Source organism: Amycolatopsis sp. NPDC049691, assembly GCF_040675005.1.
Lineage (GTDB): Bacteria > Actinomycetota > Actinomycetes > Mycobacteriales > Pseudonocardiaceae > Amycolatopsis.
In genome coordinates this window covers 382,389-395,022 of sequence record NZ_JBFANX010000008.1, presented here as the reverse complement: position 1 = coordinate 395,022, position 12,634 = coordinate 382,389, and the positions used below count along the sequence as shown (strand labels likewise).

Sequence of the window (12,634 nt, the reverse complement as noted above, 5' to 3'; positions counted from 1 at the left end):
GGTGGGGGTTCTGCCCGGGCGCCCGGGGGTGTGGGGGGGGGGGCCGCGGGGGGGCGCCCCCCCCGGCACCCCGCCGCGCGGCGGCTCGGGTTCGGTGGGAAGCTCGGGGCGCGAACCCGTTCCGAGGAGAAAGCCCATGGACGACGCCGAACACGCCATCGTGGACACGGTCCGCGACTTCGTCGACCGCGACGTCCGGCCGGTCGTGCGCGAACTCGAGCACACCGACACCTACCCCGAGAAGCTCATCGAGCAGATGAAGCGGCTCGGCGTCTACGGGCTGGCCATTCCGGAGCCCTACGGCGAGCTGCGGGTCTCCACCGAGTGCTATGCGCTCGTCACCGAGGAACTGGCGCGCGGCTGGATGAGCCTCGCCGGTGCCATGGGCGGCCACACCGTCGTGGCGAAGCTGATCCTCACCTTCGGCACCGAGCAGCAGAAGCAGCGCTACCTGCCGCGCATGGCGACCGGCGAGCTGCGCGCGACCATGGCGCTGACCGAACCGGGTGGCGGGTCCGACCTGCAGGCCCTGCGCACGACCGCGCGCAAGGACGGCGGCGGGTACGTCGTCGACGGCACCAAGACGTGGATCAGCAACGCCCGCCGGTCCGGCCTGGTCGCCCTGCTGTGCAAGACCGACCCGCAAGCCGAGCCCGCCCACCGCGGTATCAGCATCCTGCTGGTGGAGAAGGTTCCCGGGTTCACCGTCTCCAAGGACCTGCCCAAGCTCGGCTACAAGGGCGTCGAGAGCTGCGAGATCACCTTCGACGACTGCCACGTGCCGGCGGACGCGCTGCTCGGCGAGACCGAGGGGGAGAGGTTCGCGCAGATGATGCGCGGGCTGGAGATCGGCCGCATCCAGGTCGCCGCCCGTGCCACCGGCGTCGCGCGGGCCGCGTTCGACGACGCCCTCAAGTACGCCCAGGAACGCGAGTCGTTCGGCAAGCCGATCTGGCAGCACCAGTCGGTCGGCAACCACCTCGCGACGATGGCGGCCAAGCTGACCGCCGCCCGCCAGCTGCTGCTGCACGCCGCACGCCGGTACGACTCCGGCGAGCGTGCCGACCTGGAAGCCGGGATGGCGAAGCTGTTCTGCTCGGAGACGGCGATGGAGGTCGCGCTCGCCGCGATCCGCGTCCACGGCGGCTACGGGTACTCCACCGAGTTCGACGTCGAACGCTACTTCCGGGACGCGCCGCTGATGATCGTCGGGGAAGGGACCAACGAGATCCAGCAGAACGTCATCGTCGGCAGGCTCGTCGCCCGCGGGGGACTGGAATGAACCTGCGGGACGCGGTCGACGGCTGGCGGCCCGCCGCCGTCGAGACGTCCGAGGTGATCGGCTCCTGGCCGGCCACGGCGTTCTCGGCGCTGCTCGACCGGCCCGCGCCGGCCGGGCCGTTGCCGCCGTTGTGGCACTGGTTCCACTTCCTCGAGCCGACCCCGCAGGCCGCGCTCGGCGAGGACGGCCACCCGGCGGACGGGCCCTTCCTGCCACCGATCCCGGACCGGCGCCGGATGATCGCCGGTGGCCGGCTGGAGATCCGGTCGCCGATCCGCATCGGCGACCGGATCGACCGCCGCAGCGAGCTGGCCGGGGTCGCGGTGAAGGAGGGCCGCAGCGGGCAGCTGGCGTTCGTGACCGTCCGCCACGAATTCCGGCGCGGCGGCGAACTCCTCCTCACCGAACACCAGGACGTCGTCTACCGGTCGCAGCCCGCCGGGCAGCGGCGGCGGCTCGCCGAGCCGGAACCGGCCGCCGAGCCGCCGCACGAGTGGAAGACCAGCACGCCGACCGGGCCGCAGCTGCTGTTCCGGTTCAGCGCGCTGACCTACAACACCCACCGCATCCACTACGACCGGCCGTACGCGACCGAGGTCGAGGGCTACCCCGGGCTGGTCGTGCACGGCCCGCTGCTCGCGTTGCTGCTGCTGGAGATCCCGCGCCGGCACGCCGACCGGCCGGTGACGTCGTTCGGCTACCGCCTGTCCAGCCCGGTGTTCGCCGGCGCGACGGTGCTGACCCACGGACGCCGCGAAGGCGGCAAGCTCGCGTTGTCCGGCATGGCCGAGGGCGGCGCGACGGCAATCACCGGCACCGTGGCCTAGATGTGCTTGCGCGCCATCCACTGCCAGACGTGGGTGCCGCCGGCGCTGGGATCGTTGCGCGCCACGTAGATCCACGACCAGTGCCCCGGGAACCGGTGGCCGTTCCAGACGACGTGGTCGTAGAGCGTCAGAGTCGAGCGGGGGATGAGGTCGTGCGCGTGGACGGAGTTGGCCTGCGGGTCCACCGTGTCGTCGTCGCGGGAGGCGACCAGCCACGTGGGCGTGCGGATCGCGGTCAGCTCGCTGTCGGGGATCAGCGGCGGGTCGCCCTCCTTCCGGCCCGCGACGACTCCGCAGATCGGCACCGACGCCGCGAACGTGCCCGGGTAGACCGTGGTCATCTTGAGGCTCATGTAGCCGCCGTTGCTGCAGCCGGCCACGTGGATCCGGCGCGGGTCGACGTCCCGGGTGCGGAGCACGTCCCGGATGATTTCCCGGATCAGCGGGGCGAAGCGGGGGCCGTCGTCCATCCAGGCGGCCGTGCACTGCGGGGCCACCACGTACGCGCCACCGAAGATCGCCTGCGCCTCCGGGGTCGCGAAGCCCAGCGCGCCGCGGTTGGCGCGCAACGTCGTTTCGTTGTCGTAGTAGCCGTCGGGCAGGGAGGCGCCTTCGCCGCCGCCGTGCAGCCAGACGATCAGGGGACGGCGGCCGTGCCCGGCCACGGGGGAGTACAGCCGGTACTTCATGCCGGAACGCGAAGCGTGGTAGGTGAAGGCGTCGACTTCGGGGTTGACCAGCCGGCCCTGGGTGAACCGGGTGAAGGTGACCGGGCGGCCGTGCCGCCGGAGCGGGGTGTTCTGCGTGATGGTGTAGACCAGGTCGAGCCGGACGTTGCGGCTCTTGCTGTTGACATAACCGAGCGTGCCGCCGCCGGTCTGGCCTTCGCCGTGGCTCAGTTCGAGCACGATGTTGCCGCGGTGGTCGAGCCGCGCGGCGGTGACGGGCCGGTCGAGGTCGTAGCCGATGTCCTGGCCGCCGGTGTCGATCGGGCTGGTGGCCTTGGCGTGCACGCCGAACGTGCCGGTGGTCAGGCTCGCCGGGTCGATCGGCCCGGTCCGGGACGTGCCGAGGGTGAGCGAGGTGATCTGTTCGCCGCCGTCGAGGGTTTCGGCGTCGAGGGTGAACCCCACGCCGGGGGCCGGGGCGGCGAGGGCGGTACTCGGCAAGGCGAGGCCGGCGGTGACGCCCGCGCCGGTGAGCAGGACAGTGCGACGGCTGAACGCGGTGACCATGCGAACTCCTTTGTCCGTGGTGCGGATTCAGGTGCGGCGGTGCCGGTCAGGGCACGTCAGTCTAGCGCTGTGCCGTCCGCCGGAAAGCGGTTTCCCGCACCGGGGGATGGAGTGCCCGCACGCGCGGGGCCGGTCCGTCGAAGCGTTCGACGTCGACGGCGGCGTGTTGGCCGGCGCAGCCCTGTGACAGCCGGGACGACGGGATGTCGGCGGTGAGCACGTTGGGGTTGCCGTGTGCGCACAGGGGGCCGGTGGGGTGGTCGTCGATCGGGTCGAACCAGGCGCCGGTCGCGAGCTGGACGACGCCGGGCCGGAGTGCGTCGTCGAGCACGGCGCCGGCCAGGCAGGCGCCGCGGGTGTTGAACACGCGGACGATATCGCCGGTCGTGATGCCGCGGGCCGCTGCGTCGGCGGGGTTGAGGCGGACGGGTTCGCGGCCGGCTACCTTGCCGGCCTGGCTGGTTTCGCCGGCGTCGAGTTGGCTGTGCAGGCGGGTGTGGGGCTGGTTGGCGATCAGCCACAGCGGCCCGGTTTCGGTCGGCGGCAGCCAGACCGGGTGGCCGGGGCAGTCGGGGTAGCCGAACCCGGCGATGGTCGTGGACGTGATTTCGATGCGGCCGCTGGGTGTCTTGAGCGGGTGGGCGTTGGGGTCGGCGCGGAAGTCGGCGAACAGCGTGTGGTGGTTGCGGCCGGGCGGCAGCTTCAGTTCGCCGTTGGCCCAGAACTCTTCGAACGATGGTTCGCCGCGCCAACCGTTGTAGAGGTGTTCCAGCCACTGCCGGGCTGTGCGGCCTTCGGTGAACGCTTCGGCAACCCCGAGCCGGGACGCCAGTGCCGCGAAAATCGCGTAGTCGTCGCGTGCTTCTCCGGCGGGTTCGGCGATCCGGTGCATGGCGATGAGGTGGGTGTCGCGGCGGCCGGAGCCGAGGTCTTCGCGTTCGAGTGCGGTGGTGGCGGGTAGGACGATGTCGGCGTGGCGTGCGGTGGCCGTCCAGTGGGGTTCGTGGACGACGACGGTGTCGGGGCGGGTGAAGGCGTGGCGCAGGCGGTTGAGGTCCTGGTGGTGGTGGAAGGGGTTGCCGCCGGCCCAGTAGACGAGCCGGGTGTCGGGGTAGTGGCGGGTTTCGCCGTTGTAGTCGTAGGTTTCGCCGGGGTGCAGCAGGAGGTCGGCGATGCGGGCGACGGGGATGAATTCGTCGATCGGGTTGGTGCCTTGGGGCAGGTGGGGGATGGGTAGTTCGGGGCCGGTGTCGCCGACGTCGCCCATCGAGCCGTAGCCGTGGCCGAATCCGCCGCCGGGCAGGCCGATCTGGCCGAGCATGGCGGCCAGTGCGATGCCTGCCCAGACCGGTTGTTCGCCGTGTTCGGTGCGTTGCAGTGACCAGGTCACGGTGATCAGGGTGCGTTTGGCGGCCATTTCGCGGGCCAGTGCGACGATGTCTGCGGCGGGGATGCCGGTGATCCCGGCGGCCCAGTTCGGGTCCTTGTCGAGCAGGTAGCGCTCGAACTCCGCGTAGCCGACGCAGTAGCGGTCCAGGAACTCCTTGTCGTGCAGTCCTTCGACGACGAGGGTGTGGGCTAGGGCGAGCATCAGCGCGGTGTCGGTGGCGGGCCGGATCGGGTACCACTTGGCGTCTATTGTGGACGGTAGGTCGTCGCGCAGTGGGCTGATGAGCGCGACGCGGGCTCGTAGCCGCGCGAGGTGTCCGGGTGTTCCGTGGACAGTGACTCCGCCGGGGGTGACGTAGACGTTCTTTTCCGGTATCCCGCCGAAGGCGACGAGCAGTTCGGTGTGCTCGGCGATCGTGGGCCAGGTCGAGGCTTGGCGCAGTACGGCGTGGGTGTCGCCGACGATGTGGGGTAGCAGGACCGACGAGGTCCCGTTGCTGTAGGTGTTGCGGGAGGCGGTGAAGCCGCCGATGGTGTTGAGGAAGCGGTGGAGCTGGCTTTGGGCGTGGTGGAAGCGTCCGGCACTGGCCCAGCCGTAGGAGCCGCCGAAGATGGCCTGGTTGCCGTGTCGGGTCCGGACGCGGTCGAGTTCGGTGGCGAGCCGGTCGAGGACGTCGTCCCAGGGCAGTTCGACGAATTCGTCGCGGCCGCGGCGGTCGTCGGGGCTGGGGCCGTGGTCGAGCCAGCCGCGGCGGACCGCCGGCCGGGCCACCCGGCTCGGGTGGTCCAGCGCGGCGGCCAGGTTGCCCAGCAGCGGCGACGGCGCGGGGTCGGCCGGGTGCGGCTCGACCCGCAGCCGTCCGTCGGGGTCGACTTCGGCGGAAAAGGCGCCCCAGTGCGATGTACTCGGCTTCATGCCCCGACGGTAACCGCGCCGGCCGGCTCAGTCCGGTGCGGCCAGCTTCCCCAATAGCACCGAGCGCTCGTTGGTGCACAGCCGGGCGGCCAGTTCCAGTTCGGCGCGTGCCTCGCGGTGTCGGCTGAGGCGGGTAAGCAGCTCGCCGCGCACTGTCGGGACCAGCTCGTCGACGATCGCCAGCCTTTCCGCCGACCCGCGACCGCCCGGTTGACCTCCACCACCAGTAACCGCGCCACCCGGCCCCACGGCTCAGTCCAGTGCGGACACCTTCCTCAACAGCACCGAGCGTTCGCGTTCGTTGGTGCACAGCCGCGCGGCCAGTTCCAGTTCGGCGCGTGCCTCCCGCCGCCGGCCGAGGCGGGTCAGCAGCTCGCCGCGCACCGTCGGGACCAGGTGCGATCCCGGCAACCGGTCGGTGGCGACCAGCTCGTCCACGATCGCCAGCCCGTCCGCCGGCCCCGCCGCCATCGCCACCGCGACCGCCCGGTTGAGCTCCACCACCGGGGACGGCGCCACCCGGCCCAACGCCTCGTACAGCACCACGATCCGGTCCCAGTCGGTCGCCTCGACCGAGGCCGCCGTCGCGTGGGTGGCCGCGATCGCGGCCTGCAGGCCGTACGGGCCCAGGCCGCGGGCCGATGCCTTGGCCAGCGCGGCCAGCCCTCGGTGGATCGCCGAGAAGTCCCACCGCCGCCGGTCCTGGTCCTCGAGCAGGATCGGCGAACCGTCCGCGCCGGTGCGGGCCGGGAAGCGCGCCGCCGTCAGCTCGCACAACGCGAGCAGGCCGTGCACCTCCGGCTCGTCCGGCAGCAGCGCGGCCAGCGTCCGGGTCAGCCGGATCGCCTCGTACGCGACGTCGGGGCGCAGCAGCCGGTCGCCCGACGTGGCCGTCGAGCCCTCGGTGAAGATCACGTAGAGCACGCTGAGCACGCCGCCCAGCCGTTCGCGGCGCTGTTCGGGCGGCGGCAGCTCGAACGGCACCCCGGCCGCGGCGATCGTCTTCTTGCCCCGGGTGATGCGGGCCTGCACCGTCGGCACCGGCACGAGGAACGCGCGGGCGATCTCCTCGCTGGTCAGGCCGCCGACCACGCGCAGGGTCAGCGCCACCCGGGCCTCGGGGGAGAGCACCGGGTGGCAGCTGGTGAACATCAGCGCCAGGACGTCGTCGTCGATCCGGTCGGGGTCGGCCTCCTCCTCGGGTTCCGGGTCGGCCGCCAGCAGGGCGTACCGGTCCTGAAGGGCGGCCCGGCGGCGGATCGCGTCGATCGCCCGCCGCCGGGCGGTGGCCCGCAGCCAGCCCGCCGGGTTGGCGGGCGGGTCGAGCGGCCACGCCACCAGCGCCTCGGCGACCGCCTCCTGGGCGGCGTCCTCGGCCAGCCCGAAGTCGCCGGTGAACCGGGTCAGCGCGGAGACGATCCGCGCCGACTCGATCCGCCAGACGGCTTCGACGTCGGCCGGACCCATCAGTTCCGGCCGTCGGAGTCCGGGGTTTCGTCGCTGCCGGGCACGCGCCGGACCTCGACCTTGGCCCCGGGCGCCGCCGGGACCCGCTTGGCCCACTCGACCGCCTCCGCCTTCGAGGCGACGTCGATCAGGAAGAAGCCCCCGAACAGCTCCTTGGTCTCGCCGTACGGCCCGTCGGTGACCACCGGGGTCTCGCCGCCGAAGTCGACCACGACGCCCTGGCTCGGGTCGTCCAGCCCCTCGGCCGCGACGTAGACACCGGCCTTGAACAGGTCTTCGATGAACCGGCGGCTGGTGGCCATCATCTCGTCGATGTTCGCCATCATGGCCGCGTTCGACTCGTCGGTGCCCCGCATGATCAGCATGTACTGCGGCATCGCGCTCTCCTCGTCCGCGGGGCCGCCTCTCGGCCCTCGCCCCCTCTTGTCGAACGGGCGACGCGCGGATCAACACGGCAGAGGAAAAACTTTCCGGCGCCCGGTCCCGGGTGAGGATCGCACGACCGCGCGGACGAGGTGGATCGCGGTCATCTTCCCGCTTGCGGCCCGATCATCGAGTTCACGTCGATGGGCTTCGGGATCGCGCCGAGCTGCAGCAGCAGGTCGGGCACCCGCTGCAGGCGCCGCGCGTCCAGGATCGAGCCGTAGCCGGGCAGGGTGAGCAGCTTGGCGGTGTCCTCGTCGATCTTGGCGAACCGCACCAGCAGCGGCTCGACCTTGGCGCGGTCGATCAGGGCCTCGTGGGTGGCCTTCTGCATCGCGCGCTGGAAGGCGGCGAGGGTCTTCGGGTTCTCCCGGACCCACTTCCGCGTCGCTCCGTAACCGGTCAGCGGGAAGTCCTGGGTCGCGCCGGTGTTGATGTCGATCACCGGAATCGCGCCGGCGGTCTTGGCGGCCTGGGTGATGTACGGTTCCGGCAGGTAGGCGGCGTCGGCCTCGCCCTGCTGCAGCGCGGCGGCGATGTTCGGCAGCGGGATCAGCACCCATTTGACCTTGCTGAAATCGACGTTGTGGTCCTGCATCACCGAGCGGGTGAGCAGATCGGACGCGGTGTTCTTCGCGGTGATGGCGATCTTCCGGCCCGCGAGGTCGTTGATTGTTTTCACCGGCGAATTCGGCACCGTGACGATCGCATTGCTCTTGGCGTTGACCGAGGTCGCGTCGGCGACCAGCTGCATGTCGGCGGCGCCGGTGCCGGTCGCGGTGAAGAACGGCGGGTAGGTGGAGAACGCGATGTCGGCCTCGCCCGAAATCGCTTTCGTCAGCGAAGCCTGGCCGCTGGCGGCGATGACCGAGTCGACGGTCAGGCCCTCGGCCTTGAAGAAGCCGTCGTCCTGGGCCAGCCAGAACGGCCCGAGGTCGGTCGTGGGCAAGATCGAGACCTTCAGCGTCGACTTCTCCAGGTCGCTGCTCGCCGCGGCGTTCGGGTCGGCCGAACCGAGGGCGCCGCAGCCGGTGACGGTCATCGCGGCGGCGAGGGCGAGCGCGGCGTGGCGAGCGCGAGCCCGGCCACCACTCCTGACGATTCCAAACAAGGCCTGCTCCTAGAAGGAGGTGAGTTGAGGTACCGAATCCAGGGGATTCGTGTGAAATATTCCCCGGCGTCAGGCAGGCCACTGTAGGAGCCGGACCATCGCTTGACAACGCGGGATGCGCGCGAAAACGGGATTTCACCAGAATGGCCGCACCAATTCTTGATCGACGATCTTGTTTTTGCGACCGGGCGCTCGCCGGATGCTACGAATCAATGCGGCGGAAAGGTGGTGCGGCCGGTGAATTCTCGGGATGCGGGTCGTCGGACGCGGGAATCCGGCGAGTCCGGGGGTCGGCCATTCGGCGGCCGCCGGTGCCGGTTCCCGGTTGCGGACAGTGACATCGGACTGGCGGGCGGGGTGGGTCCGGCGATCTTCGGTGACGACGTCAATCGGCTGCCCGGCGTTTACCGCCGCGGTGCGGAAAACGTTGCCAGATACCCGCTGCCGACGCGGAAAACAACAGGTCGGCGGCACCTCGCGGCGGCGAAACCCGGAACGTTCACTTTTTGGAAACCGGCCGCCGCCGATCGGCTCCGGTCTCGGTGTTCGGCGGCGCCTTGGTATTCCCGGACGCGCACGGGGAAAGATCGTGCGACGGAGGGTGGTCGTGTCGAAATCATCGAATGCCGCGTGTGGTGGGCACGTCTCGACCGCGAGCGAGAAACGCCGGAGGCGGGGTCCGGCCGGGAAATTTTCTCTCGATCGTCGGCGGAAACGCTGTTTCCCCTCGTTTTCTGCGGATCTTCCGCGTTTTGCTGACGGTGGCGTACACTGCGCAGGCACCCGGGACGCCCACTGTGAGAATGGTCGACGACGAGCCATTCCCCGACGGCGCACCGGCGGTTGGTGATCCTTCGTCGCCGGGCCGGTGGAATCACGTTCGGATCACGGATCGGCGAATTTCCCGAAATCGATGTTTGGCGCGGGAGAAGCCCAGGTGATCGGGGTTGGCCCGATATACCTCTTGTTGGGGAACAACTTTTACTTCTATTATTCCGGTGTGCGGCCGCTCACGGACGGTACCGAACTGCTGGTCGGCCGGGACGGTGAGCTGTCCTGGCTGGTCGGCTGGATCCGTGATCTCGCCGCGGGCCGCGGCCACGCCGTGCTGGTGGACGGCGAACCGGGCATCGGCAAGTCCGCACTGGTGCGAGCCGCCTGCGCCGCCGCCGAGGCGGCCGATTGCCAGGTGTACTGGGGAGCCGGTGACGAGCTCGGGCAGGCCCTGCCGCTGCTCCCGCTCCTGGACGCGCTGGGGATCACGCCGGGCACGCGGGATCCCCGCCGGGAAGCCATCTCCAAGCTGCTGCGGGGCGGCGCCGTCGCGGGCCAGGGCGCCGACCTGGCGGCCGCGGCCTCCGAGCAGCTGATCGCGCTGGTGGACGAGCTCTGCCAGGCCGGCCCGGCCGTGCTGGTCGTCGACGAGCTGCAGTGGGCCGACCGCACCACGGTCGCGGTGTGGAGCAGGCTCGCCCGCTCGGTCCGGCAGCTCCCGCTGCTGCTGATCGGCGTGCTGCGGCCGGTGCCGCGCCGGGACGACCTGCGGTCGCTGTTCCGGCTCGTCGGGCCCGCCGAGCGGCTGCGGCTGGGCAGGCTGGCGGACCCCGCGGTGCTCGAGCTGGTGGCCGCGCTGGCCGGCGGCAAACCGGGCGAGGAGCTGGCGCAGCTGGCCGACGGCGCGGCCGGGAACCCGTTGTACCTCACCGAACTCGTCGACGCGCTGAACCGGAGCTCGTGCCTGGCGGTCGACACCGCGGGCGTCGTCGAGCTGACCGGCGCGGCCACGCCGGACTCGCTGCCGGAGGCGATCGCCGACCGGCTGGGCTTCCTGCCGGAGCAGGCGCAGGGCGTGCTGCGCGCGGCGGCGCTGCTCGGCGTCGGCTTCTCGGTCGCGGATCTGGTGACGGTGACCGACACCCCGCTCGCCGACCTGCTGCCCGCCCTCGACGAGGCCCGCGCCGCCGGGGTGCTGGTGGCGGCGGGCGACGACCTGGCGTTCCGGCACCCGCTGATCCGCCAGGCGCTCTACGACGAGATGCCGACGGCGGTCCGGGTCGCCTGGCACCAGGCCGCCGCGTGGGCGCTGGCCGAGGCGAGCGCGCCGGTCGAGCGGGTCGCCCGGCAGCTGCTGCCCATGGTGTCGACGACCGACAGCCGCGTGCCGGTGCCCGCCTGGGCCGTGCGGTGGCTGCTCGAGGTGGCCACGCTGCTGATCGGGCAGGCGCCCGTGGTCGCCGTCGCGCTGCTGCGCCGGGCGGTGCGGGACGCCCCGCTCGACGACGCCGTGACCGGCGCGCTGGCCTGCCGGCTCGCCGACGCCTACTACCGCGTCGACAACATCGCGCAGGCCGAGCGGATCGCGTGCCGCGCGCTGGACCGCGTCCGCGACCCCGACGTGCGCGTCGACCTGCACACGACGGTCGTCCAGTGCCGCGGGTCGACCGGCCGTGCCGCCGAATCCCTCGCCGCGCTGAACGAAGCGCTGACGCAACCCGGCCTGGAGGCCCGGCACCGCGCGAAGCTGCTGGTGCTGATCGCGCGCACGCACCAGGACCTCGGTGACGTGGAGACCGCGGGCGAGGTCGCGACGGCGGCGCTGGTGGAGCTCGGCCCGGCCGAAGACCGCTGGGCGACCGGCTGGGCACTGCACCTGCTGAGCCTGGCGGCGATGTCGCGAGGTGACTGGGCCGGGGCGCTGCCGCTGTTCGAGCGCGCGATGGCCATCGTGCGCGGCGACCCCGCGTTGATCGACCTCACCCTGCTGCTGCGCATCAACCAGTCGGTCACCCTCGGCGCGCTCGATCGCCTCGGCGACGCGCTCGCCGCGGCCGGGCAGGCGCGGGAACTGGCCGACCGCACCGGCAGCGCCGTGCGCCTGGCCCAGGCCCAGAGCGCGATCGGGCAGGTGCTGCTGGGAGCCGGCCGGTGGGACGACGCCCTGGCCGAGGTGGACGTCGTCCCGGACGACCGCAAGGAGCCTGCCGTGGTGTGCGCCGATCACGGTGTCGCGGCGATCATCCACTTCCACCGCGGCGAAACGGCCGACGCCCGCCGCCACCTCGACGTCGCGGCGCTGTACGCGGAACGCATCGGCGACCGGGTCGTGGATCCGCTGGCGCGGGCCCGCGGCCTCGCCTTCGAGCACGCCGGCGCGCCGGAGCGGGCGCTCGCCGTGCTGACTGCCGCGCAGGGCGGCGAAGACGCGAGCCAGGAGCTGCTGGCCGACGCGGCCCGGCTGGCCGCGGCGACCGGCGACGAGCGGACGGTGGCGGCGATCGAGGCCCGGGTGCGCGCGCTCGCGGCCGAGTCCGCGATCCCGCACCGCCGCGCCCTGGCGCTGTACTGCCGCGGTCTGTTGGAGCAGGACGGGACGATGCTGCTGCGAGCCGCCGACGGCTACCGCGACGCGGGCCGGCCGCTGTCCCGCGCGAGGGCGCTCGAAGCCGCCGCGATCGCGTTCGCCAAGGCCCGCGACGACGACCGCGGTTCGGCGCGGGCCGCGTTCACCCACGCCACCGACATGTACGCGGAGCTGGACGCACAGTGGGACGTGGCGAGGCTGCGCGCGATGTTCCGGGCTCTCGGCATCCGGCGGGGCCCGACGGTGAAGCACCGCCAGGCCACCCACGGCTGGGACAGCTTGACCCCGACGGAGGGCCGGATCGCGGCGCTGGTGGTGGAAGGCCTGTCCAACCCGCAGATCGCGGCCCGGCTGTACCTGTCCCCGCGGACGGTCGGCACGCACGTTTCGCACATCCTGAACAAGCTGGGCGTGCACTCGCGGATCGACATCGCCCGGGAAGCGGCCCGGCACCAGTCCGCGTCGGGCTGAGCCGGGCAGCCGGAGCGGTGCGGGGCCCGGCTTGCCCGGCGCGGGCGGGGCCGCGCGTCCGCGTTCGCGCGTAGCCGCCGGCGTGGGCACCAGGCGGCGGCCGTGACCTCGGCCCCGGGATCCGATTTGGGTGCGGCTTCCCGCGCGTCGGC

Annotated in this window: 8 protein-coding genes and 1 pseudogene; 3 read left to right on the top strand and 6 right to left on the bottom strand. The window is 72.1% G+C overall.

What is annotated here, in order from left to right:
- The first annotated feature begins 136 nt into the window (after positions 1-136).
- Together AB0J40_RS21255 and AB0J40_RS21250 are read left to right on the top strand one after the other, a co-directional pair.
- The gene (locus AB0J40_RS21255; protein ID WP_364455645.1) at positions 137-1,282 is read left to right on the top strand and encodes an acyl-CoA dehydrogenase family protein; all 1,146 of its coding nucleotides are present in this window, start codon (positions 137-139) and stop codon (positions 1,280-1,282) included.
- Positions 1,279-2,109, top strand: a complete 831-nt coding sequence (locus AB0J40_RS21250) for a MaoC family dehydratase N-terminal domain-containing protein (protein WP_364455642.1) — start codon at positions 1,279-1,281, stop codon at positions 2,107-2,109. Before AB0J40_RS21255 ends, AB0J40_RS21250 begins: the two co-directional genes overlap by 4 nt.
- Here AB0J40_RS21250 and AB0J40_RS21245 read toward each other — a convergent pair.
- The 6 genes and pseudogenes from AB0J40_RS21245 to AB0J40_RS21220 form a co-directional block, all read right to left on the bottom strand.
- Complete coding sequence (locus tag AB0J40_RS21245) at positions 2,106-3,344, bottom strand: PHB depolymerase family esterase (RefSeq protein WP_364455640.1); 1,239 nt, start codon at positions 3,342-3,344, stop codon at positions 2,106-2,108. The genes AB0J40_RS21250 and AB0J40_RS21245 overlap by 4 nt on opposite strands.
- A gap of 61 nt (positions 3,345-3,405) precedes the next feature.
- A complete protein-coding gene (locus AB0J40_RS21240) occupies positions 3,406-5,649 on the bottom strand; it encodes a molybdopterin-dependent oxidoreductase (protein WP_364455638.1) in 2,244 nt (747 codons plus the stop codon).
- 27 nt (positions 5,650-5,676) lie between these two features.
- A pseudogene (locus AB0J40_RS21235) lies at positions 5,677-5,814 on the bottom strand (RNA polymerase subunit sigma-24); the annotation flags it as partial.
- An 87-nt stretch (positions 5,815-5,901) separates the two neighbouring features.
- The gene (locus AB0J40_RS21230; protein ID WP_364455635.1) at positions 5,902-7,116 is read right to left on the bottom strand and encodes a sigma-70 family RNA polymerase sigma factor; all 1,215 of its coding nucleotides are present in this window, start codon (positions 7,114-7,116) and stop codon (positions 5,902-5,904) included.
- A complete protein-coding gene (locus AB0J40_RS21225; protein WP_364455633.1) occupies positions 7,116-7,493 on the bottom strand; it encodes a YciI family protein in 378 nt (125 codons plus the stop codon). The genes AB0J40_RS21230 and AB0J40_RS21225 overlap by 1 nt, the downstream gene beginning before the upstream one ends.
- A gap of 149 nt (positions 7,494-7,642) precedes the next feature.
- Positions 7,643-8,650, bottom strand: coding sequence for an ABC transporter substrate-binding protein (locus AB0J40_RS21220; protein WP_364455630.1), 1,008 nt, complete (start codon positions 8,648-8,650; stop codon positions 7,643-7,645).
- Positions 8,651-9,650: 1,000 nt separating this feature from the next.
- Here AB0J40_RS21220 and AB0J40_RS21215 point away from each other — a divergent pair.
- Positions 9,651-12,482, top strand: a complete 2,832-nt coding sequence (locus tag AB0J40_RS21215; RefSeq protein ID WP_364455628.1) for an AAA family ATPase — start codon at positions 9,651-9,653, stop codon at positions 12,480-12,482.
- Positions 12,483-12,634 lie beyond the last annotated feature (152 nt).